We start from the raw sequence: 20347 nt of genomic DNA, 5'->3' as shown, positions 1-20347 counted from the left end.
CTCAGTAGTTGACCTTCGTGTATTCGGCGGCGCCGGCGGGGCCGGTCTGTGGCCGGATGCCGCGCTCGTTGATGAGCTTCAGGATCGTCGGCGCATCCCAGACGGCCTTGCGGTACGGGATGCCCTGGTGCTCCTTGGCGTAGTCGAGCGCTTCGAGCTCTTTCGCGGTGAGCACGGTGAGCGGTTCGGTGAGGTTGTCGGCGAACGCCATGCCCTTCTTGATGAAGCCGCCGGCCGAAGCCGCAACGATGATGATCGACATGTCGTCTCCTTGGATCGGGATTGAGGGTGGGATCGGGGTCGCACCGACCGCGGCGGGGATGCCCTCGTGGCGATGCTGGTCGCACCACCAGCGGTATTCGCGGTGCCACAGCTCGTCGGCGACGTCGGCGATCCAGCCGTGTTCCTCGAGCAGCTGGTCGCCGTGTTCGTCGGTGTCCCACGCGGTGGCGCTGGTGGGGTCGTCGGGGCGGTAGACGTGCTTCGTCTTGGACGGGTGCAGCGCCAGCGGCGCCCACGGCCCGCCGGCGAGATAGGCGAGATACGCGCGGTACTTCACCATCTGGGCGTCCCATGAGACCGTGGTGCGGTTCACGTCCGCCGGCCTGCCGAGGGCGTGCTCGTAGCGCTGGAACGACTCGGCCGCGGGCTGCTGGAACGCGACGCCGGGGCGGATCGTGACGAGGGTCATCGTGCCGCCTCCAGCGCTTCGACACGCGCTGTCAGCTCAAGGTTCTCGGCGTGCAGCTGCGCGGTCATCGCCATGAGCATCTGCAGGAAGTCGATCGACTCGGGCACGTCGGTCGCGACGAGCACCCCGTCGCCGTCCGGCGCAGTCGCGTAGACGACGAACCGCTCTTGTGCGGGGTTGGCGGCCAGCTCCTCGGCGATGTAGCCGAGCACGGGCTTGCCGTCGCCGCCCTTGAACGTGAACTCGCGCAGGCGCGGCCAGATGTCGCCGAGCGTGGCGATGTCGGGGTCGTCGAGCAGATCCTTGTACCGGATCGATGAGGCACCCTTCGACACCCGCCCGTCGTTGTTGATGAACGCGGCCGTGTAGCCGGCGGTCGCCGGGGTCGCGTTGGGCAGGAACAGGTTCCCGGTCATCGTGTCGCCGGCCTTGCTCACCTTCCCGCTCGCCAGACCGAAGATGTCGTTCAGCGCCTGCTCGACGGTCCCGGCGACGCCGGGCCGCGTGACGATGTCGGAGCGGGACGGGAAGTTCGTCGGCTTGCCGGTGATGTCGGCCCATGCCGTCGAGATGCCGGCGACCAGCCCGGCCGCGTAGGTTTTGGCGGCGCGGTAGTACTGCGCCACGTAGTCGCGGGTGCGGGTGATCTCGTCGGCACCCTGCCGGCGATCCGCGTTCGGATCGACGATCGCCATGCCTTCCGCGATCGCGTCGTCTCCCAGGTCTGCCATCAGATGACCTCCTCAGTCCAGGACTCACCGATCGGTGAGTCGAGCCAGCTCTCGCCCTCCGGGATCAGCACCCACGCCGATTCAGGAGTGTCCGTGGTGCGGGTGTTGATCGTCATGCGGTCATTGGACAGGTCGTACTCGACGGTCTGCGTCGCGCCGACCTGCGTCGGCGCGCCGTCGAGAACGACGGTGACGAGCTGCTCGGCGTTGGCAGTCCAGTCGGCGACCTTGCTCGCGGTGACCTCCCGGCCGCGGCCCTGAGCGCGGCGCACCGCATACTCGGATCGGCCGGGGCCGGGATACGGCGCCTCGACGACAAGCTCGGTCGCCTTCGTGTAGCCGGGCAGCGCGAACGCGTCGACGCGTTCCTGCTCTACACCGTCGCGGTCCTTCCACCGGTAGCGGGTCACGCGGGCGTCGAACCACAGGTCGGAGTCGCGCGAGATGCGCTCGGCACCGGCGATCATGTTGACGCCGTAGCGGATCGCGAGCGTCCCGGCGGCCTGGTACGACTCGTCGCGCAGGGTCCAGCGCCGCTGCTCGTCGCACACCAGCCGGTAGCCGGCGGCCTGCACGAGGGGCTGTAGGAACTCGAGCGCGGTGCGCCCGGAGCGCCAGATCAGCGCGTCCGGGTCGGGGCCGTCGACGAGTGGTGTGCGGGTCGCCGCGGACTGGTGGGCGGTGCCGGTCGCCGCGTACGTGTAGGTCGCGTCCGCGGCGGTCGACGCGTCGAAGTAGCGCACCGGCACCGGGTACCAGCCGTCGTGCAGCATCCAGCCGAGAGTGACGAGCGAGTTGCCGTTCGCCCACTGCACGGCCGACGTCGGGTAGATGAACGGTCCCAGTCGGGCCGCGTTCGGCAGCGTCTTGAACCGGCCCACGAACCGATAGAAGGTGTTCGCGGTCAGCGCGTAGGAGGTCACCCCGGACGCGACGAGAGCGCCGGCCGCGCTGTACACGTCGAACGTGACATCGGTGCCGCCCGACAGCAGCGCGCCGTCGTCGCCGAACATCTGCATCGACAGCCGCACCGTCTTGGCGACGTTCGCGTGCACGTAGGTGCTCACGGTGTACTCCCGCGAGCCACGGCAAGCCGCGTACGGGACGGCGGTGGCGGTCTGCGCGAACGCGCCACCGGTGCCGAGACCGCTGTTCCCGGTCCACGCTGTGATGGTGCCGGATGGGGCCCGCGACTCCGGGGTGCCACTGATCGCCGCGCCGCGGGTGAGGGTGCCGTTCGTCCCGCCCGCGAGCCAGTTGCCCTGCGCGAGCCGGACGGTGGGGTTGGGCATGAGGTTCGTCACCGCGAACACGGGCGTCATGTTCGCGTCGTGCGCCGGCGATGCCTCGAGCACGGCGCCGGGCGAGACCACATTCAGCACGTAGTCGATGACGTCGCGCAGACTGGCGGCGAGCTTGAACGGGGTGCCGTCGTCGGTCATCGGCCGGTAGTCGGACAGCAGCGCCTCATCGGACGCAATCGACAGAACCGGCACGCCGTCGTCCTGGTCGCGCTCGAGGTCGCGGATGCCGAGGTTGAACGATCGGGTCTGCGTGATCGTCGGGAATGTCGCGGTCACGTCGAGCCGCACGCGTGGGGTCTCCCGCGGGTCCAGGTCGGCGAGCACTGCAGCTGACGCCTCGCTCAGCCGAAGTCCGCCCGCAACGTGCGGGGCGCGACCGGCGTTGAACCCGACCATGCCGGGGTCGTCCTCGTCGAGCGTCAGCGGCGTCTCGGGTACGGTCAGCAGAGCGACCGAGTACTCGTGCTCTGAACCGGTCACGGTGTCACCTCTTGGAACGGCACCCGCACGAGCGTCTCGCCGGCCCGCCCAGGTTCGAGGCCGGGTGAGCTACCCGTCACGATCACGAACGACATGTTGATGCCTGGCCGGGAGACGCTTGCGAGCGTGAACACTTGCGGTGTCGACAGCACCACAAGCGCGGCATCCGCTGCGGCGTCGTCGCCGAACACGAGCGCGAACGAACCCGTGCGCTTTCCGGCGGGCCGGAAGGTGAAGTCGATGTCCTCGGACCCCAGGATCGGATGCGCGTTCGTCCGCGCCGGTCGCTCTGACCGATACTCGGTGGTCGCGTCCGCGGTGAGGGCGCCGGCGGCGTGGCTGATCGTGACGTCGCTCATTCCCACTCCGCCGTTCCGCGCGGCTTGACGCGCATGTCTACGTACTTGGGGCCGGTGAGCTTCGCCAGCCGAGCCCACGCCGCGGCGTCGTCGACGTTGACCTTGATGGTCGTTTGGATCGGCTTGCCGTAGGTCGCGGCGAGACCCTCGTAGCGTTCCTGTGCGGCGCGCGCCGTGCGGTCGATCTGGTCGCGGGTCTGCTCCTGAAGCACCTTCTCGGCGTCAGCAGCATCGGCGGCACGGCGCTTGTTGTCGTCGACGGCTTGGCCCTTCGCGTCGAGGATGTCGATGGTTCGTGCAATCTCCTGCGCCTGTGACGACTCGAGCTGGATGCCGCCCTCACCGGCCGCGGCGTACTTGTCGTAGTTCTCGTCGACCTTGCGGCCCTCGGCGTCGTACGCGTCCATGAGCTGCTGGTGCACCCGGTCGTACGCCTCGCCCTCTCCGGTGGCGATCGCGACCGCGAGATCGGCACGGTCGACCCCCGCCTTCTCGGCCGCCGCGAACTGTGCCTCATAGGATTTGTCCCAGAGGATGCGCGTAGCCTCGGCGCGGACCGCTTCGCCGTCGACGAACTTCTGCCCCTCGGCGGCAGCGTTCTGCCACATCTCGGCGGTGGCATCCTGGATGCCCTGGATCTTGTCGTTCCATGCATCGACAGACTGCGTGGCGGTGGCGACGACAGCTCCAATGAGCGCGCCACCAGCGATGCCGGCGGGACCAAGCCCGTTCGCAACCGTCTCTTGTACAAAGTCGCCGACGTCGTCCCACTCACCCGAGAACGACGCGGCGGCTTCCCGACCGGACTGCCGGGCCTCATCCTTGGCGTCCTTGAGCCCGTCGCCGACGCCCTTCTTGATGTCGCGGCCGGCGGTGCGATAGGAGTCCTCGATCTGGCGGGCGGTCTTCTTGGTCTCGTCGGCGAGCTGCTCGGTTTCGTTCTGCGCACGCTTGAGGTCGCGCTCGAGGTCAGCCGGCCCGTTGCTCTTGCCGAGGTCGTCGAGTGCTTTCTCGGCGTCCTCGAGCGGGGCGATGATGCCGGACTCGACGCCCTGCCGGAACGCCTTAGTTTCGGAGTCAATGCGGACGGTGATGTCGCCGGCGGCCACTATCTGCTCACCTTCTCTCGAAGCTCGTGGACGGTGCGGATCGTGGTCTGCACGATTAGAGAAGCCATCCGGGGAATGACCGCACGTGCGGCCGGGATCACGGTGTTACCTCGTCGGTTTGCGGAACCGAACCGTTCACCGATGCGCCGCTGGAACGTGGTCCCCTTGCGATTGCGGACGGTGACCTTCCGGGCGAAGTTCGCGCCGAACTCGACGGCGCGCGCCAGCAAGCCGGTGAGAGTGCCGCTCGACAGACGGCCACCTCCACCGGAGCGGAGCGACATCGACAGTCCGGACACACCCACGCGGCTCGTGCCCGCGAGCACGCGCTGTTGGAGTCGGGACAGCGCGTGCCCGCGGGTCTCTTCCTTCCACACCGGATCGGCGATCCGCTTGGTGTGGGAGGTGATCTGCTTGCGCACCTCAGGCTCTAGGCCCCGGAACGCAAGATTGGCGGTGCGTAGCGGGGAGTCGATGAGCAGCGAGATGCGGCCGACTCCAGCCATGGTTACGGCTCCGGGTAGGTGGTGATGACATCGCCGTTGCACGGGAGCTGCTTGGCCCACTGCGCCGGCGTGTTGATCGTGCCGCCCTTGTTGACGGCCGCGGCGATCACCTTGCCCGCGTGCGTCGCGCCGGACGCGTCCGGGCCGACCGTCACGTCGATCTCTTCGCCCTCATGAGCGGTGAGGTACGCGGCGAGCGTGTTCGCCGAGGACCAGTCCTGGAAGCCGGCCATGTCGAGGATCCATCCCGACTTGCCGCCGAAGTTGGTGACCTTGCCGTCGAGGTCGGTCACCGATGCAGTCGGCTGCGTCGGCACGAACTCGGCCTTGTTCAGGTGCGCCGTGTACTCGTCGGTTCCGAGACTCACCGGTGCCTTGAAGAGCACGGGAGTTGCTGCGATCTTGGCCATGGTTAGCCTTCCTTCTGTGTGATGACGGTGAGCGTGATCGCCCACCCGAGATAGGTTTCGGCGACCTCGACCTTGCGAGCGTTGGACCACGTGAGGATGGTCGAGGCGTCGAGTGCCGCGATGAGGTCCATGACCTTCGCGTCGAGCGCGTCCTCGGCCTTCTGCCAGTCAGCGAGTGCCGAGAGGATCGTGACGATGCACGTGTTGTCGACCATGCCGACCGGCGCGATCGGTTGCGGGTCGATGCCGGTGTGCTCGATGAACACGGTGGTACGCGTGAGCGATGTTCCGAGCTGCTTGACCGTGTGCGGTTGGATGCTCCACCGGTTCCCGGTGATGAGCGGCTTGATCAGCGCCGCGACCTGTTCGCGGACGCTAGAGGACATGGGGTTTCCCGTCCATCGGGCGGATGATTCCGCGGATGGTCTTGTCCAGCGGCCGCGGTGTGAACACGAACGCGCCGTCGCCGACCGTGCCGTCCGGCGCGGTGCGGCCGGCGTTCCACAACGTCACCGCCTGCTGGAGCTGCGCGTACACATACCGCTGCGGCGGGGCGGTGAGCGCGTCCAGCTCGAGCACGGCGAGCACGTCGACGAGCTTGTGCTCGAGGCCGAAGCGCTCGAGCACCGCGGCGACCGCCGACTCGGCCGTGCCGGGGGCGGGGGCGTAGGCGATGACCTGTTCCCGTGCGACCTCGAAGAGCATGGTGAGCACCTCGGGACGGTTGACCGGTGCTTCCGGCCAGGCGCCCTCGTTGGTCCCACCGTCGCCGAGCAGACGCTCGAGCGACGCCTCGTCTTGAGGATCGAACGTGAACCATGCGGCCATCGCCTACACTCCCCCCGGCCGATCAGACGTCTGCGACGCCGACGAGCACGAGCGCCTCGGGACGCTTCACGAACGTCTGGAGGTAGCCGTGCACGGCCTTGTCGACGCCACCGCGTGCGATGTCGAGCGCGTCGACCTCGAGCAGCCCGCCCGCGGGACGGTCGAAGTCGATCGCGTACGACGAACCGACGAGGCACGCGCCGGTGTCCTCGATGCCGATGTCGCCGTTGACCACGTGCACGTTGCCGTCCACAGTGCCGTTGCCCGAGGTCGACAGCGCGATGCTGACGAACGCGGGCAGGTTCTGCTCGCCGCCGGCCGCGTAGATCAGTTCCTCGAAGTCCTTGTCGTTCGCGATCGCGAACGTGGGCGTGTCGCGGCGGCCGTCAGCCTTGCGCTTCTTGACAGCGAGGATGCCATGGATGAGGTGCTTCAGCGCGGTCGGGTAGTTCGCCGGCAGGGCCGGCGAGTTCGGCGCGACCGGCGCGCCGGCGGCGGCGACGGCATAGCCGAGCGCCAGCTCGTCCTGCCAGATCAGGTAGTCCTCCTGGAGGAACTGCAGGAACGCAAGCACGAAGTCCATGCCGCCGGGCAGGTCGTAGAACTCGCGGCCGATGTCCTCGCCGATCGCCCAGCGGTCGAGGACGCTGGAGTGGTCCGTGGTGAAGCCCTTGTACGACTTGATCGCGGTCTTGTTGCCCGCCCAGGTGCCGTCAAGCGGCGCATTCAGCGGGGCGCCCGCGGTGCCGCGCTTGATCTTGAAGCCCTTCTTGCCGCCGGCGTAGATCTCGGTGCCGGGGTTGAAGAGCGAGATGTACTCCTGCACGTAGGGGATGCCCGCCGAGATGAGGCCCATCCAGTTGGGGTGGATCGCGCCGCCGGCGTCGGCGAACGTCAGGTCGGACAGGCCGGCGAGAACCTCGACGGCCTGCTGGTCGTTGCGGTTCGTCTTGAGGTCGGCGATCGCCTGCGCGATCGTCTGGATGCTCGGCGCGCGGCCGGCGGTGACGGCCGCGCCGCTCTCGACGATGGTGCCGGGGACGGCCCCGGCCATGACGGTTTCCTGCTCGGCCACGGGGGCCTCCTCTTCGGTGTCAGCCGAGTCGACCTCGGTCTCGGTGGATGTGGTGACGGTGGTGGTCTTGGTGCCGCCGTCTACCTCTTCGGTGGTGGATTCGGACTCGTAGACGCGCTTGAACTTGCGCCCGTCCCAGTCGGTGTAGACGTACTCCGACTCGCTCTTGTCGCTGGCGATCTCGCCCTCGGCCAGCTCGGCGAGCACGCGAGCCGAGCGGAACGCGCCGGCGGCGAGGATCGCGGCCCCGGCGAGCACGCCGTTGCGGGCGACGCGGCCGGCATCGATGTCGGTCTTGAATTCGGCCGACAGCGCCCGGCGCTTGCCGCCGGGGTTGAGCGCGTCGGCGAGCACCGCGTCACCGTCCGGGGTGCGGCCGATGCTGAACGCGGCCATGATCCCCTGCGCCGTTTCCCACAGGCGGGATGCGCGGCCGACCGGCTTGTACCGGTCGTGGTCGACGTTGAGGGTGACGACGGCGGGATCGGCGGGCAGCTCGATCGAGCCGGCCTCGACGGTGAACCGTCCGGCGTTGGTCTGCCCGACCTCGTTGAACGGGATCAGCAGGCCGGTGATGGTTCGCTCGTCGAGGCTCGCGAGCACCTCGCCGCCCTGGATGGTGATGTCGTGCATGTTCAGTCCTCGCTTGTCTGCTGCTGGGTCGGTGCCGGCACCGACAGGAATGCGCCGGTGTCGACGCGGATCGATTGCCCCTTCGGGCACACGTCGTCGAGCGAGAGGCGAGCGGCGATCGCCGACGCGTACTTCTTGAGGCCGAAGTCCCAGACCTCGTTGCGCTGCGCACCGTTCTGCACGCCCGTGTAGCGCATCTCGGTGCCGCCGCCCGAGCCGCCCTGACGCACGCCCTCCAGCAGCGACGCAGGCAGACCGGCGTGGTTGGCGAGGTCGAGGCGGTTGCCGTTGCGGCCGGACTCGAACAGGTCGGTTGCAATCTCGCCGGACGTGTCGACGGTCACCCAATCCGGCTTCATCGCGGTCGCGCCGCCCTCGGCCGAGCGGCCATTGATCCAGAGCTGCCGGAACTGCTCGCGCTCTTCGGGCGACCACGCATCCCACCGCTCCCCGACGAGGGTGAGGATGGTCTGCGCGATCGGGTTCTCGATGCGGTCGCGGTACGAGCCGCGGATCGAGAGCGCCGCCTTCAGGTCCACGATCGCGTCACCGAGCATGCCGTTCGACCCGTAGCCGAGGCGGATCGGCACGACGAGCTGCCGGTAATTCGCCGGCACCGTGGACTTGACGCGGATGGTGCCGTCGTTGTCGAGCGACCAGCTCCCCTTCGGGATGTGGATCGCGTCGACCGGCGTACGGTCTCCGCCGAGCTGGAAGCCGATCGCCGCCCATCCCGACATGAACAGGTCGGAGACGACAGCCCATCGGAGGTCGTACGGCGGGATGCCTGATGCCGTGGTCACCAGCCAATCGGGCTGATCCGAGAGCGGAGTGGCACCGTCGTGCTGCACCCACGGCATGTCGGCTAGGACGCCGCACGTGATGTCGTGCGCACGCTTTACCGGGCCGATGCTCAGCGCGACGTCGCGAGTGAGCGTGTCGGGGGCGACGGGGAGCGCGTCGGCGGTGAATAGCGACTGGATGCTGTCCTGCGGCGAGTACCACGACAGCAGGCCTGCCGTCGCCGACATCGCCGGACCGCCGAGGAAGAGATCGCGCCAGAAACCCACGGCATGAGGTTCGACCCGACTGCCAACACCCGAAAATCACCCGGCGTGTCGCGCACGCTTCCGGAACGTCGAGAGCGCGTCGCGCGCCTGTGTTCGCTCGGGATGGGCGCGCGCTTCGTGAGCTGCCGCGCGCTCCCACGCGTCGAGCTTCGTGAACGCCATGACCTGCCAGATTCCGCACTCCTGGCAGACGACAACGACGCTCTCGCGTGTGACATCGAGGTAGATCATCGTCGCCTCAGAACTGCACGGCGTCGGCCGGGCTGACGTGGGTGGGCTGGTCGTCGAGGAAGTGCAGCGCGAGCGCCGCGGCCTCCAGTGCGGTGAGGTCTGCCTCGGGGTCGGTCTTGGGTGGGCCGAACCGGAAGGATCCGTAGTTGCCGAACTTCTGGCGCGTGGCGATCGCCGCGGCACCGTCGAGCACTGCCTGTCGGAAGTGCACGACCGTGCCGTCCTCGAGGCCCTGCAACATGCGCACCGTGGACAGCGGGATGTCACCCGGCTTGGTCGGCTTGAGGTCGGGCCTCAACGGCAGCTTCTCGAGCTTCTTGGCGATGATCGCGGTGTGCCCGTAGTTGTCGTACACGAGCTGCTTGCGGCGCATCTTGGCGAATACGTCACGCTCGAATCCCTCGGTACCGGTCTGGTGCAGCCACACCGCGACCGCGCGCCGCGTCGGCCGCTCGGTCACGCCCTCGAGCGCGAGCGCGTCGGAGACCAGATCGGCGGACTCTTCGTACTCCCACGCGACGGCGAGGGCGGCGTGCGTGCCGAGGTGGTGAACCTTCATCGCGGCCGAGAACCGTGCCGGCGGGGCGAGCTCGGCGAGGTCGCGGTCGACCGCCGCGCGTTCCCACCATGCTGGCGGGATGATGACGTCGGCGGCGCCCTCGAATCCGAACTGCCCGCCGTACTCGATGAGGAAGTCATCGAGCGGCCACCGGTCGAACGATCGCTTGACGGCCTCGATGGGCGTGGTGAATCCGACGCCGATGTGCGCCAGCTCGATGTGCTCCCGCATCCGCCCGCCGGTGGCGCGGGTGAGCGGGTGCTCGAGGTGAGGCTCCCACGATGCCAGCTCGGCCGGGTCGATCTGGTCGGGGATGCCGTGCCAGGCGACCCCGGCATCCGGGTCGTGCAGCGCGTCCCACAGCATGTTGCCGGTCCGCCACTTCGCACCGGTGCCGGCGAGGACGAACTGCGCGCCGGGCTTGGTGTCCATGGTCGGGATGACGGCGCGGGTGATGTCGGCGGCCTGCTCGATGTCGGCGGCCATGGCTTCATCGACGAGAGCGAAGTCGAACCCGCCCGAGCGGAACCCGTCACCGTTCGGCGTGTACACGTTCAGGTAGGCGCCCGTCGACTTGAACCACACGTGCTCGGTGCCCTTGCCGAAGTTGATGGTGAACGGCGCGGACTTCGGGTCCGGGTAGAGCTTCTGGAGGTGCGCGACGATGTCTTGCCGGAACCGCTCGCCCGCCTTCGCGCCGGTCGTCGCCATGGTCCACCCGATGCGGTAGTCGTCGCGGTGCGAGGCCCGGCCGAGCATGACCGCCTGGCACGCGGTCGTCTTCGTCGTGCGGCGCGCCTCGAAGATCGCGTTCATGAAGTGGCCGGCGCCGAGCATGTCGGCGATGAGCAGCTGCGCCGGCGAAGGCCCGCGCCCACCGTCGCCGGCCCGCTCCCGCTGATCGAGGCGCAGCAGCCGCGAGCCCTCGATGAACTCGCCCCGGCCCTGCGGTGTCGTCACCAGATCGGTGAGCCGGACGGCCGGCAGCGTGTCGACGCGGGAGCGCCACTCGAGCCAGTTGGCCTCGGACCACAGATCGGCGAGCGTGGGCGTGAGGGTCATGCGAGTCTCCAGTTCAGGGGGAGGGATTGCTGTTGGAGCCGAAGGCGGGGGTTACACCGCTGGCTAAAAAAAGACCCGACCAACCGCCAGTTGAGCAGGCCCGACGACCGGCGCCGCGATGGAGTACTAGAGCCGTGCCGAGCGTTGGTGATCGCGGCGCCGAGCTGGCCGCCGGCGGACCGGTTGCCGCGGCATCCGCCGACGCGGTGCCGGTGCTCGGGTGCCAGGTTGTCGATGCCCGGCCCACCGTCCGGGTTGATGTGGCCGACGTCGTACGGCGAGCCGGGCTCGAGCACACGACCGCACCGCCAGCAGTGCACGTCGTCGCCGAGGCGCCAGGCCCGCGTGACCTGTGCACGGATGATCCGCCGGTTGGCGAGGAAGACAGGATCGCGGTGCTTCTCGCTCACGTGGTCACCGCCGGTCCAGCCGGTCCAGGCAGATCGCTTATCTCTACTTCTTCTCTTCTTTGTGTGTGGGTTAGGAAATGGGTGGACCGCCTGGACCACCCGCTCCCCCACTGGGAACTCCCCGATACCACCTCATGGACCGGTCCTGGACCACCGGACCGACCACAGGCGTGTAGAGGGCGAAGCCTCGTCATTCCGGGGGTGCGGGGGCGCCCGAGGGTGGACCGCGCCGGCACCGCGGCCGCGCGCCTGGACCGCACCATGTCAGCCCTCCACGTTCGAGAGCATCACGCTGATGCCCTGGTAGCGCCACACGCGCGCGAGACCGTCACGGGGGCGAGTGCGGGTGACGCCGAGTCCCTTGAGGCGCATCCCGAACGGCCCGGAGGCGAGCGCGCTGTAGCCGTTGCGGCGGCACCACGCGGAGTACTTCCGGTACACGTCCGCGCAGGGCGACGACTGGTCGTCACCGCGCCACACGCCGTCGTCGTCGTCGAGCCAGAACATGAACGGGTCGGCGTCGTTGTGCATCGCCTCGGTCGCCTCGAGGGCGGCGGCGGGCGGCGCGAACTTGCCGCGCGCCATGAGCCGGCGCAGTCCGTCCATCGCGACGTTGAAGATCGCGGGTATCTCATCGATGAGGTTCTGCTCGTCGAGGTAGGGCAGCTCGCCGGCCAGCGCCAGCTCTTCGACGGCCGTGGGGAAGTTGATGACCATCCATCGACGACGCCAGCCTCGCGAGGTGTCGGAGGTGCGGAAGTGGCCGTTGTTGGAGAACAGCGGCACCGCGTAGGGCACGAACTCGAATGACTGGCCGAACTTGCGCGAGGCGTTGATCGAGTCGCCGCCGGTGATCTCTTTGAGCACCTGCGGGTCGGCGAGGAACTTCTCGGACAGGTCGCCCGAGATGTTGGCGATCTTGCCGTAGAGGGCGGATGTCGCGAAGCGGTCGTCGACGAGCTGGTGCAGTGACACCGAGCTGTAGTTGGGCTTGCCGAGCATCGCGCGCAGCACGCGCATGAGCGTGCCCTTGCCGTCGCCGCCGGGACCGTGGAAGAGGATGATCTTCTGGAACGGGTTGCCGGTCATCATGAGGTAGCCGATGACCTCCCACATGTGCCGGTGCATCTCGGCGTCGTCGCCGAACACCTGCCCGAGCCACTCGATGAACGAGTGCGGGACGGCGATCGGGTCGTGGGTGATCGGCAGCTTGGTGAGCGCGCCGAGCTCGGGCGAGTGCTCGTCGAGCGTGTCGTCCTCCCACCAATAGATGCCGTTCTCGAGCACGATGTACGGGAGCCGGCCGCTCGGCAGCTCGGGTAGACCTACTGAGGGAAGGTCGATGTTCAGCAGGTGCGCCTCGACCTGGCCGGCGACGGTGCGCGACCATTTCTTGCCGAGCGCGGCCGCGGTGCGCTTCGTCACCACGTTCTCGTCGCGCATGAATACGCCGTCGACGTACTCGTAGAGGTCGCCGTCGAAACCGCGCCCGAGGGTGGTCGGGCTCTCGGCGATGTGGCCAGCGATCTCCACCGCGTCGATCTCGCCCGTCCACGGTGCGGTTCGTTCGTTCACCACAGGGCACCGTCGACCTCGGCGTGCTCGAGCACGCACCAGTTGTTCGTGGTGCTCGAGCCGTCCGCCTCGTTGTCGAGCGCGACGCAGTAGTAGTGCTCGGAGTGCTCATCTAGAGGCAAGCCGCTGAGCGGATGCAGGCCGTCCTCGTCGGCGTGCGGACAAGGCCCATCGACGCCGTCTCGCCAAATGCGCTTGAGGCGCATCTGGCGGCGCTGCATGTAGGTCACACCGCCGGCGATCCGCTCGGCGAGTGTTGCGTGCGGATTCGGGTGAACCGGCGAGTACATCTGCTGCCAAACGATGTCGCCGACCTCGAGCGTTCCATCGAGTGCGCTCACAGCTCGCCCGCCTCGATCGCCAGCGCGGTGCGGGCGGCATCCGTGATTTCGAAGTTCTCAGCCGTCCCGTGTCCTTCCATCACCTTGCGCACTGCATCCGCTTTCGAACGCGCCGTCACGGTGTAGACCTGGGTGCCCTTCATCGTGCGATAGACGAAGTACTCACGATCGGGCACGGTCGATCACCTCTTCCCAATAGGCGACGACGCAGACGCCGGCTACGACGCCCGCGAGGATGCACAGGCCGACCGCGAGGAGGTCACCGGGCACGAGCGCGTCGATGAGCCGGACGGCGAGCATCTCGAGCACGGACGCGACGAGGAGTGCGAGAGCGAGGTGAAGCCGGCGGTTCATCGCTGCACCTTCGGCTCGGTCATGATCGCGTCGAAGAGCCGCGCATAGCCCTCGGCATCCGGACCGTCAGCGAGCGTCAGCGCGAGCGCACCGATCGCGCGCCGGCAGTCCTCGACATGCGTGCGGCCATTCTCGTGCTCGCCGCGTTCGTACTCGAACTGCGCGTTGGTGAGAGAGAACAGCGCCGCCTCGAGCTGCTTCCACTGGAGCATGCGCACGTCCGGCGCGGGGGTGGCCACCGCGGTCGGGATCAGCGCGTCGAGGCCGCGCGGTCGCGGGTCCGTGTCCACGAACCGCACGCGGGACCGCGGGGGTTCGAACGGTTCCGCCGTGTGGCACGGGCACTGGCATCCGCCGACGTTGCAGAAGTGGTTGCCGCGGTCGCACCAGTCGAGGTTGGTCATGATGCCTGCTTCCTGGCGGCATCGGCCGCCCATCGTTGAGCGGTCTCTTGTCGCGCGGCGCGCGCGTCGAGCGCGGCCGTGGATGCCAGCGAGCGGCGGCGCTCGCGGGCCTCGTCGGGGTTGTTGGCCTCGAAGTACCAGTAGTCGGCGTCCGTCTCGGCGCGGGTCCATTGCTGCTCGAGCCAGGCGACGTGCTCGCGGAGCACCGTCACCTCGGCCGCGGCATTGAGCCACAACGTCATGAAGAACTTCATGACGCCGGCGCCCACGGCTCGCCGGCGATGATCGCCGAGATGTCCTCAGTGCGATACCTGCGATGGGTGCCGGGCCGGATGCTGCGGATGCGCTCAGCGTCGGCGAGCCGAGCGAGCTGACGAACGCTGAGCCCCGTTGCTCGCGACGCCTCGATCGGAGTGAGGTAGTCCGATTCGTCCTGATCCTGCTGAGATGTCCTCATGGCTCCGAACCATAGGACATATCGGACTAATCAGACAAACCTGCGCGCGTGTTGTCCGTTTTGACCGTATGAGGCTATGCTGTGCGGCATGAGTCAGATCAGCACTTTTCAGACGGGCGAGAGCCTCGATGCCGTCGTGGGGCGACGCGTGCACATGATCATGTGGGATCGCCGCATCACGCAGACCGCGCTGGGGCGCCAGGTCGGCCTTGACCAGAGCAGCCTCGGCAAGCGCCTGCGCGGCGAGCGGGGATGGTCACTCGATGACCTGCGCGCAATCGCCGGGGCGCTCGGCACGACGATCGCGTACCTCGTCGGGGAAACAGAAGAAGGCCCCGAGGGTGGAGCCTCAGGGCCTTCGCTCCCCCACTTGGACTCGAACCAAGAACCTATCGGTTAACAGCCGATTGCTCTGCCAATTGAGCTATGGAGGAATGTTCCGCACTCTCGTGCGGGCAACCAGTCCATACTAGCAAAGCTCAACCCGTGCTCATGACCATCGACGCCACTTTCATGAGCTCACGAGCCGCCGATCGGCTTCGCCACTGGGGGTCCACAGCAGGTCCCGGGTGCCGTGGCCGAAGGCCACCGTGTGCCCCGCGTGCAGCACCAGCACGTCGGCGTCGAGATCCTTCACCACCTCGGGCTCGTTGGTCACGACGAGGGCTGCCATCTGGAGTTCGCGCTGGCGGCGGAGAACGGCATCCCGCGCCGTCTTGCGCACCTCGACGTCCATGTTCGCGAAGGGCTCGTCGGCGATCAGCACGCGCGGCTGCAGCACGAGCGCGCGGGCGAACGCGACGCGTTGACGCATGCCCGCGCTGAGCTCGTAGGGGTACTTCGCGGCAGCGCCCAGCGGCAGCATCATCTCGTCCAGGAGCGATGCGACCCGCACCGCGAGGGCGCGGGAGCTCACTCGCTTGTCACGGCTGGTGATCGGTTCGCCGATCACCTCCGCCACGGTGAGGCGTGCGGGCAGCCGTGCCCCCGCAGACTGCGGCAGGTACCCCGCGTAGTAGGTGAGATACCGGTGAGCGCGCCCCGGACGACGCACCGGGATGCCCTCGACGTGCCCGCTGCCGCCGACGACGGCGAGTCCCGGTTCTTCGGCGCCCGCGAGCACCGCCGCGAGCGAGGACTTCCCCGACCCGGTCGGACCCATCAGCGCCAGGATCCCGCCGTGAAGGAGGCGGAACGAGACGCCGTCGACGACCCGCTGGGCCGGACCGCCCCGCCCCGCGCGGGCGATCGAGATGTCGGAGCAGTCGATCGCGGCATCCGCGTCCCGTCGTCGAGCCATACCCTCATCCTGCCGTCCGGCCGCCGCGCACGCCAGCCGTGGGGGACGGTTCAGGAGGCTTCGTCCGCCACGGCCTGGCGGCGCGCATCGAGTTCGCGCAGTTTCAGCCGGATGGCGCGCCCTTCGTCGGAGGCGGCCGGCACGCGCTGGATCGCACCGAGCAGCTCCGCCTTCTCGCCGTCCAGCCCCCGCAGCACGAGGCGGCGGGCGAGATCGCCGGCGGACGCGACGGCGGCGTCGTCGCTCAGGGCCGGGAAGTCGCCGGCGAGCAGTTCGGCCGCCAGGGCGCGGTAGGGCTCTCGCACCGTGGCGACGGCATCCACCGCCCACCCCGGCCGCTGCATGCCGGCGGCGTCGCGCACGGCGACCCGCACCGCGTCGAGAGCGGGATGCCGGAACGGCAGCTCGAGGGCGCGTGCGACCAGCGTCGGATCCATCCGGTGACCGAACTGCAGCATGCCCATCAGGGCGTCGCGCTCCAGTCCGACCTCGGGGGTGCGGGGCAGGGTCGCGAGGGTCACGCGGAGCGCCCCGTCGTCGGGGGCGGCGGCAGGTTGCGCTTCGGCGTTGGGGCCGGCATCCCGACGGCCGCCGCCCCTGCCCGCACGCTCGACTTCGCGCCGCACGTCCTCGGTGTCCATGCCGAGCCGCCGCGCGAGCACGCGCACGTACTCGGGCTGCAGCAGGGGGTCGCGCAGCTCGGCGACGACGGGAGCCGCGGTGCGCAGCGCACCCACCCGACCCTCGACGCTGGACAGGTCGTAGCCCGAGATCCGCTGGTCGAGCACGAACTCGACCATGGGGACCTTCGTCTCCATCAGCGCCCGCACGGCACCGTCGCCCCGCGCGAGGCGCAGGTCGCACGGATCGAGCCCCTCCGGACCGGTGGCGACATAGGTCTGGGCGTTGAAGCGCTTGGCGTCGGCGAAGGCGCGCAGCGCCGCCTTCTGGCCGGCGGCATCCGGATCGAAGGTGAACACCACTTCGCCCGCCGTCGAGTCGTCACCCATCACGCGGCGCAGCACCGTGATGTGGTCGGAGCCGAACGCGGTGCCGCAGGTCGCGATCGCCGTGGTGATGCCGGCGAGATGGCAGGCCATGACGTCGGTGTAGCCCTCGACGACGACGACCCGGTGCTCGCGCGAGATGTCGCGCTTGGCCAGGTCCAGCCCGTAGAGCACCTGCGCCTTCTTGTAGATCGTGGTCTCGGGCGTGTTGAGGTACTTGGGGCCGTTGTCATCGTCGTGGAGCCGCCGCGCGCCGAAGCCGATCACCTGACCGGTCACGTCGCGGATCGGCCACACGACACGGCCGCGGAACCGGTCGTAGACGCCGCGCTGGCCCTGCGACACGAGTCCTGCCGACGACAGCTCCTCGTCCGTGAAGCCCTCGGAACGCAGCGCGGCGTGCATCCCCGACCAGCCCTTGGGCGCGTAGCCGACGCCGAAGTGGCCGGCGGCGCCGGCATCGAAGCCGCGCTGTCCGAGGAAGCGGCGCGCGATGTCGGCATCCGGCGTCATCAGCTGCGCACGGAAGAACTCGGCGGCGGCCGCGTTCGCCGCGTACAGACGGGCCCGGCCGGTGTGCTCGGGCGCCGATCCCCCGTCCTCGTAGTGCAGCGCGAAGCCGATCCGGCCCGCGAGACGCTCCACGGCCTCTGTGAACGTGACGTGATCCATCGCCCGTAGGAACGAGTAGACGTCGCCCGACTCACCGCAGCCGAAGCAGTGGTAGAAACCCGCCTGCGGGCGCACGTTGAAGCTGGGGCTGCGCTCGTCGTGGAACGGGCACAGGCCCTTCAGCGAACCGACGCCCGCGGACTTCAGCGCGACCCGCTCGCCGATGATGTCGGCGATGTTCGTGCGGGCCTTGACCTCGTCGACGTCGGCCTGACGGATGCGCCCGGCCATCAGCGCACCTCGGCGGGGCGGCCCGCCGCGTGCGCGGAGGCATCCATGGGACGCGCGCCGGGCGCCCAGACGCCGACGGATGCGGCATCCACCGGTGCGACGAGCGAGCCGTGCCACGCGATGGCGAGCTGGTCGGTGAGGCTCGCGACCTGGTCGACGACGACGCGCCGACGCGCGGCATCCGTCTCGGCCGCCGCGAAGTCCTCGGCGTGGAGCGCGTCGAGGACATCGGGGCGCTCCCACAGGGCGGTCGCCAGGCGCTTCAGAAGGCGGCGCTGCTCCTTGTAGAGCTCCTTGCGGCCCTCGATCGACACCACGGCCGCACCGATGATGCCCTTGAGCACCGCCATCTCCGCCTCGACGATGCGCGGCACCATGAGGTGCCCGCGGTAGCGGGTGAGCACCGACGTGGGGTACGCCTCGCGCGTAGCCGTCGTCGCGGCGCGAGCGAAGCGACCGATGAGATCTGACGTGAGGTTCTTGAGGCGGGCGAGGTCCGCACGGGTGCCGTCGAACGCGTCGATCCACTCGGGCATGCGAGTGAGGCGGAAGAGGGCGTCCTCGAGCTCGTCGCGGGCGAAGTCGAACCCGACCCACGACTGGATCGCGGTGAGCAGCCATTCGTGCTCGCGGGCGTCGACGAGGCGCGCGGGGTCGAGGTAGCCGTTCACGACGGCATCCTCGAAGTCGTGCACCGAGTAGGCGATGTCGTCGGAGAGGTCCATGACCTCGGCCTCGATGCAGCGAACGCGGCCCGGGGCGTCGGCCCTCAGCCAGCGGAACACCTCTTCGTCTTCGGGATACACGCCGAACTTCAGCCGCCCACCGGGATCGGGCAGCGGGTGATCCGCCGTCCACGGGTACTTGCACGACGCATCGAGGCTCGCACGCGTGAGGTTCAGGCCGAAGCTGCGGCCCTCGGCGTCGATCACCTTCGGCTCGAGGCGGGTCAGGATGCGCAGCGTCTGGGCGTTGCCTTCGAAGCCGCCGACGTCCTCCGCCCACTCGTTGAGTGCACGCTCCCCGTTGTGGCCGAACGGCGGATGCCCGAGGTCGTGGGTGAGGCACGCGGTGTCCACCACGTCGGCGGCGAGGTCGAGCGCGGTCGCGAGCTCGCGGCCCACCTGCGCGACCTCGAGGGAGTGCGTCAGCCGGTTGCGCGCGAAGTCCGCGGGACTGGCCGGGCTGAGCACCTGGGTCTTCGCCGCGAGCCGGCGCAGGGCCGCCGAGTGCAGCACGCGCGCGCGGTCGCGCGCGAAGTCGTCGCGCTGGGAACGGTGGCGCTCGGCGTGGAAGCGGGCGGCATCCGCGTCGTCGTACCCCGCCGGGCGGTCGGACGCGCCGGCCACGTCACCCGCCACTGTGGTCGAGTTCCGCTTCGGCGATGGCGGTGGTCGCCTCGGCGCTGAGCTCACGCGAGTTCAGCCAGCCGTCGGGCAGCGCGGGCCGCTTCGGGGTGCCGGCGCGACCGCGCTGGCCTTCGGCGGCGGCGCCGGGGTACGGCGCGTCGAGGTCCATGGTCGCCAGCAGATCGTCGATCTCGGCGAGGCTCGAGGCGGTCGCGAGACTGGCCCGCAGCTCGCCGCCCACCGGGTACCCCTTGAAGTACCAGGCGACGTGCTTGCGGATGTCGCGGCATCCGCGGTCCTCGTCCTCGAAGAACTCGACCAGGAGCTCGGCGTGGCGACGGAAGGCGTCGGCGACGAAGCCGAGCGTCGCGTCCACAGGCTGCGCCGGAGCGGCGTCGGGGCCGCCGAGAGCACGTGCGAGATCGCCGAACAGCCACGGGCGGCCGAGGCAGCCGCGACCGACGACGACGCCGTCGCAGCCGGTCTCGTCCATCATGCGCACGGCGTCGTCGGCCGACCAGATGTCGCCGTTGCCGAGCACCGGGACGCTGGTCACCGTCTCTTTGAGCTTCGTGATCGCCGACCAGTCCGCCTGTCCCGAATAGAACTCCGACGCGGTGCGCGCGTGCAGCGCGACGGCCGCCACTCCGGCGTCCTCCGCGATGCGTCCGGCATCCAGGTAGGTGAGGTGGTCGACGTCGATGCCCTTGCGCATCTTGACGGTGAGCGGGATGTCGCCCGCGGCGCGCGCGGCACGCGTCACGATGTCGCGGAACAGGCCGAGCTTCCACGGCAGGGCCGCTCCGCCGCCCTTGCGGGTGACCTTCGGGACGGGGCATCCGAAGTTCAAGTCGATGTGGTCGGCGCGGTCCTCCTCGACGAGGAGTCGGACGGCGGCCTCGGTCGTCGCGGGGTCGACGCCGTACAGCTGGATCGACCGCGGCGTCTCGGACTCGTGGTGCGTGATGAGACGCATCGTCGTGGCGTTGCGCTCGACGAGGGCGCGCGTCGTGATCATCTCGCTGACGTAGAGACCGGCGCCGTACTCGCGGCACAGGCGCCGGAAGGCGGTGTTCGTGATGCCCGCCATCGGCGCGAGCACCACGGGGGCGTCGAGTTCGATGGGCCCGATGCGCAGCGTCGGCGCGGGGGCGAGAGCGGTCGTCACCCTTCCATTCTCTTACAGGAATCCGTCCCTT

Annotated in this window: 25 protein-coding genes and 1 tRNA gene; 1 reads left to right on the top strand and 25 read right to left on the bottom strand. The window is 69.1% G+C overall.

What is annotated here, in order from left to right; translation table 11 throughout:
• Window position 1: 1 nt before the first annotated feature.
• The 20 genes from AC1DDU_RS16325 to AC1DDU_RS16230 form a co-directional block, all read right to left on the bottom strand.
• Window positions 2-691: a hypothetical protein gene (locus AC1DDU_RS16325; protein WP_477435907.1), complete on the bottom strand. Its 690-nt coding sequence runs from the start codon at window positions 689-691 to the stop codon at window positions 2-4.
• Window positions 688-1422 (bottom strand): hypothetical protein, encoded by a 735-nt coding sequence (locus tag AC1DDU_RS16320; RefSeq protein WP_477435905.1) that lies wholly within the window; start codon window positions 1420-1422, stop codon window positions 688-690. The genes AC1DDU_RS16325 and AC1DDU_RS16320 overlap by 4 nt, the downstream gene beginning before the upstream one ends.
• Window positions 1422-3206, bottom strand: a complete 1785-nt coding sequence (locus AC1DDU_RS16315; protein ID WP_477435903.1) for a hypothetical protein — start codon at window positions 3204-3206, stop codon at window positions 1422-1424. The genes AC1DDU_RS16320 and AC1DDU_RS16315 overlap by 1 nt, the downstream gene beginning before the upstream one ends.
• Window positions 3203-3565 (bottom strand): hypothetical protein, encoded by a 363-nt coding sequence (locus AC1DDU_RS16310; RefSeq protein WP_477435901.1) that lies wholly within the window; start codon window positions 3563-3565, stop codon window positions 3203-3205. The genes AC1DDU_RS16315 and AC1DDU_RS16310 overlap by 4 nt, the downstream gene beginning before the upstream one ends.
• On the bottom strand, window positions 3562-4674 hold the full coding sequence (locus tag AC1DDU_RS16305) for a hypothetical protein (RefSeq protein ID WP_477435899.1): 1113 nt from the start codon (window positions 4672-4674) through the stop codon (window positions 3562-3564). The genes AC1DDU_RS16310 and AC1DDU_RS16305 overlap by 4 nt, the downstream gene beginning before the upstream one ends.
• The gene (locus tag AC1DDU_RS16300; protein WP_477435897.1) at window positions 4674-5180 is read right to left on the bottom strand and encodes a hypothetical protein; all 507 of its coding nucleotides are present in this window, start codon (window positions 5178-5180) and stop codon (window positions 4674-4676) included. The genes AC1DDU_RS16305 and AC1DDU_RS16300 overlap by 1 nt, the downstream gene beginning before the upstream one ends.
• 2 nt (window positions 5181-5182) lie before the next feature.
• Window positions 5183-5590, bottom strand: a complete 408-nt coding sequence (locus AC1DDU_RS16295; RefSeq protein ID WP_477435895.1) for a hypothetical protein — start codon at window positions 5588-5590, stop codon at window positions 5183-5185.
• Between the two features lie 2 nt (window positions 5591-5592).
• Complete coding sequence (locus tag AC1DDU_RS16290) at window positions 5593-5976, bottom strand: hypothetical protein (protein WP_477435893.1); 384 nt, start codon at window positions 5974-5976, stop codon at window positions 5593-5595.
• Window positions 5966-6418: a hypothetical protein gene (locus AC1DDU_RS16285; RefSeq protein ID WP_477435891.1), complete on the bottom strand. Its 453-nt coding sequence runs from the start codon at window positions 6416-6418 to the stop codon at window positions 5966-5968. Before AC1DDU_RS16285 ends, AC1DDU_RS16290 begins: the two co-directional genes overlap by 11 nt.
• Before the next feature lie 22 nt (window positions 6419-6440).
• On the bottom strand, window positions 6441-8126 hold the full coding sequence (locus tag AC1DDU_RS16280; RefSeq protein ID WP_477435889.1) for an HK97 family phage prohead protease: 1686 nt from the start codon (window positions 8124-8126) through the stop codon (window positions 6441-6443).
• A gap of 2 nt (window positions 8127-8128) precedes the next feature.
• Window positions 8129-9196 carry a hypothetical protein gene (locus AC1DDU_RS16275; protein WP_477435887.1) on the bottom strand — a complete coding sequence of 356 codons (1068 nt, stop codon included), beginning with the start codon at window positions 9194-9196 and terminating at the stop codon, window positions 8129-8131.
• A 238-nt stretch (window positions 9197-9434) separates the two neighbouring features.
• Window positions 9435-11048: a hypothetical protein gene (locus tag AC1DDU_RS16270; RefSeq protein WP_477435885.1), complete on the bottom strand. Its 1614-nt coding sequence runs from the start codon at window positions 11046-11048 to the stop codon at window positions 9435-9437.
• Window positions 11045-11458, bottom strand: coding sequence for a hypothetical protein (locus AC1DDU_RS16265; protein WP_477435883.1), 414 nt, complete (start codon window positions 11456-11458; stop codon window positions 11045-11047). Before AC1DDU_RS16265 ends, AC1DDU_RS16270 begins: the two co-directional genes overlap by 4 nt.
• Window positions 11459-11722: 264 nt before the next feature.
• Window positions 11723-13033, bottom strand: coding sequence for a DNA primase family protein (locus AC1DDU_RS16260; protein ID WP_477435882.1), 1311 nt, complete (start codon window positions 13031-13033; stop codon window positions 11723-11725).
• Window positions 13030-13374 carry a hypothetical protein gene (locus tag AC1DDU_RS16255; protein ID WP_477435880.1) on the bottom strand — a complete coding sequence of 115 codons (345 nt, stop codon included), beginning with the start codon at window positions 13372-13374 and terminating at the stop codon, window positions 13030-13032. Before AC1DDU_RS16255 ends, AC1DDU_RS16260 begins: the two co-directional genes overlap by 4 nt.
• Complete coding sequence (locus AC1DDU_RS16250; RefSeq protein WP_477435878.1) at window positions 13371-13550, bottom strand: hypothetical protein; 180 nt, start codon at window positions 13548-13550, stop codon at window positions 13371-13373. The genes AC1DDU_RS16255 and AC1DDU_RS16250 overlap by 4 nt, the downstream gene beginning before the upstream one ends.
• Window positions 13537-13728, bottom strand: coding sequence for a hypothetical protein (locus tag AC1DDU_RS16245; protein WP_477435876.1), 192 nt, complete (start codon window positions 13726-13728; stop codon window positions 13537-13539). Before AC1DDU_RS16245 ends, AC1DDU_RS16250 begins: the two co-directional genes overlap by 14 nt.
• Window positions 13725-14132, bottom strand: a complete 408-nt coding sequence (locus AC1DDU_RS16240) for a hypothetical protein (RefSeq protein WP_477435875.1) — start codon at window positions 14130-14132, stop codon at window positions 13725-13727. Before AC1DDU_RS16240 ends, AC1DDU_RS16245 begins: the two co-directional genes overlap by 4 nt.
• Window positions 14129-14374, bottom strand: a complete 246-nt coding sequence (locus AC1DDU_RS16235) for a hypothetical protein (protein ID WP_477435873.1) — start codon at window positions 14372-14374, stop codon at window positions 14129-14131. The genes AC1DDU_RS16240 and AC1DDU_RS16235 overlap by 4 nt, the downstream gene beginning before the upstream one ends.
• A gap of 8 nt (window positions 14375-14382) precedes the next feature.
• Window positions 14383-14589 carry a helix-turn-helix domain-containing protein gene (locus tag AC1DDU_RS16230; RefSeq protein ID WP_477435871.1) on the bottom strand — a complete coding sequence of 69 codons (207 nt, stop codon included), beginning with the start codon at window positions 14587-14589 and terminating at the stop codon, window positions 14383-14385.
• A gap of 76 nt (window positions 14590-14665) precedes the next feature.
• On the opposite strand from AC1DDU_RS16230, the gene AC1DDU_RS16225 reads away from it, so the two are divergent.
• Entirely contained in the window at window positions 14666-14989 is a 324-nt protein-coding gene (locus AC1DDU_RS16225; protein ID WP_477436869.1) for a helix-turn-helix domain-containing protein, read from the top strand.
• On the opposite strand, the gene AC1DDU_RS16220 is transcribed toward AC1DDU_RS16225, so the two are convergent.
• The 5 genes from AC1DDU_RS16220 to dusB all read right to left on the bottom strand — a co-directional run bounded on the left by AC1DDU_RS16220 (window position 14951) and on the right by dusB (window position 20316).
• Window positions 14951-15023: transfer RNA gene (locus tag AC1DDU_RS16220), tRNA-Asn, on the bottom strand. The genes AC1DDU_RS16225 and AC1DDU_RS16220 overlap by 39 nt on opposite strands.
• Before the next feature lie 77 nt (window positions 15024-15100).
• Complete coding sequence (locus tag AC1DDU_RS16215) at window positions 15101-15889, bottom strand: ATP-binding cassette domain-containing protein (RefSeq protein ID WP_477435869.1); 789 nt, start codon at window positions 15887-15889, stop codon at window positions 15101-15103.
• A gap of 50 nt (window positions 15890-15939) precedes the next feature.
• A complete protein-coding gene (dnaG, locus tag AC1DDU_RS16210; RefSeq protein ID WP_477435867.1) occupies window positions 15940-17799 on the bottom strand; it encodes a DNA primase in 1860 nt (619 codons plus the stop codon).
• Entirely contained in the window at window positions 17799-19160 is a 1362-nt protein-coding gene (locus tag AC1DDU_RS16205) for a deoxyguanosinetriphosphate triphosphohydrolase (RefSeq protein WP_477435866.1), read from the bottom strand. The genes dnaG and AC1DDU_RS16205 overlap by 1 nt, the downstream gene beginning before the upstream one ends.
• Window positions 19150-20316 (bottom strand): tRNA dihydrouridine synthase DusB, encoded by a 1167-nt coding sequence (gene dusB, locus AC1DDU_RS16200; RefSeq protein WP_477435864.1) that lies wholly within the window; start codon window positions 20314-20316, stop codon window positions 19150-19152. Before dusB ends, AC1DDU_RS16205 begins: the two co-directional genes overlap by 11 nt.
• Window positions 20317-20347 lie beyond the last annotated feature (31 nt).

The organism is Microbacterium sp. 05T445, assembly GCF_056395865.1.
Note: the sequence above shows the minus strand (reverse complement) of the source record. Positions and strands in the feature narration are given on the sequence as shown.

What these genes read in the sequence shown, in the direction of transcription:
- AC1DDU_RS16325 (WP_477435907.1), bottom strand. Translation starts at nt 691, where the DNA reads ATGACCCTCGTCACGATCCGCCCCGGCGTCGCGTTCCAGCAGCCCGCG.
- AC1DDU_RS16320 (WP_477435905.1), bottom strand. Translation starts at nt 1,422, where the DNA reads ATGGCAGACCTGGGAGACGACGCGATCGCGGAAGGCATGGCGATCGTC.
- AC1DDU_RS16310 (WP_477435901.1), bottom strand. Translation starts at nt 3,565, where the DNA reads ATGAGCGACGTCACGATCAGCCACGCCGCCGGCGCCCTCACCGCGGAC.
- AC1DDU_RS16300 (WP_477435897.1), bottom strand. Translation starts at nt 5,180, where the DNA reads ATGGCTGGAGTCGGCCGCATCTCGCTGCTCATCGACTCCCCGCTACGC.
- AC1DDU_RS16295 (WP_477435895.1), bottom strand. Translation starts at nt 5,590, where the DNA reads ATGGCCAAGATCGCAGCAACTCCCGTGCTCTTCAAGGCACCGGTGAGT.
- AC1DDU_RS16290 (WP_477435893.1), bottom strand. Translation starts at nt 5,976, where the DNA reads ATGTCCTCTAGCGTCCGCGAACAGGTCGCGGCGCTGATCAAGCCGCTC.
- AC1DDU_RS16285 (WP_477435891.1), bottom strand. Translation starts at nt 6,418, where the DNA reads ATGGCCGCATGGTTCACGTTCGATCCTCAAGACGAGGCGTCGCTCGAG.
- AC1DDU_RS16280 (WP_477435889.1), bottom strand. Translation starts at nt 8,126, where the DNA reads ATGCACGACATCACCATCCAGGGCGGCGAGGTGCTCGCGAGCCTCGAC.
- AC1DDU_RS16270 (WP_477435885.1), bottom strand. Translation starts at nt 11,048, where the DNA reads ATGACCCTCACGCCCACGCTCGCCGATCTGTGGTCCGAGGCCAACTGG.
- AC1DDU_RS16245 (WP_477435876.1), bottom strand. Translation starts at nt 13,728, where the DNA reads ATGAACCGCCGGCTTCACCTCGCTCTCGCACTCCTCGTCGCGTCCGTG.
- AC1DDU_RS16240 (WP_477435875.1), bottom strand. Translation starts at nt 14,132, where the DNA reads ATGACCAACCTCGACTGGTGCGACCGCGGCAACCACTTCTGCAACGTC.
- AC1DDU_RS16235 (WP_477435873.1), bottom strand. Translation starts at nt 14,374, where the DNA reads ATGACGTTGTGGCTCAATGCCGCGGCCGAGGTGACGGTGCTCCGCGAG.
- AC1DDU_RS16230 (WP_477435871.1), bottom strand. Translation starts at nt 14,589, where the DNA reads ATGAGGACATCTCAGCAGGATCAGGACGAATCGGACTACCTCACTCCG.
- AC1DDU_RS16225 (WP_477436869.1), top strand. Translation starts at nt 14,666, where the DNA reads ATGCTGTGCGGCATGAGTCAGATCAGCACTTTTCAGACGGGCGAGAGC.
- AC1DDU_RS16215 (WP_477435869.1), bottom strand. Translation starts at nt 15,889, where the DNA reads ATGGCTCGACGACGGGACGCGGATGCCGCGATCGACTGCTCCGACATC.
- dnaG (WP_477435867.1), bottom strand. Translation starts at nt 17,799, where the DNA reads ATGGCCGGGCGCATCCGTCAGGCCGACGTCGACGAGGTCAAGGCCCGC.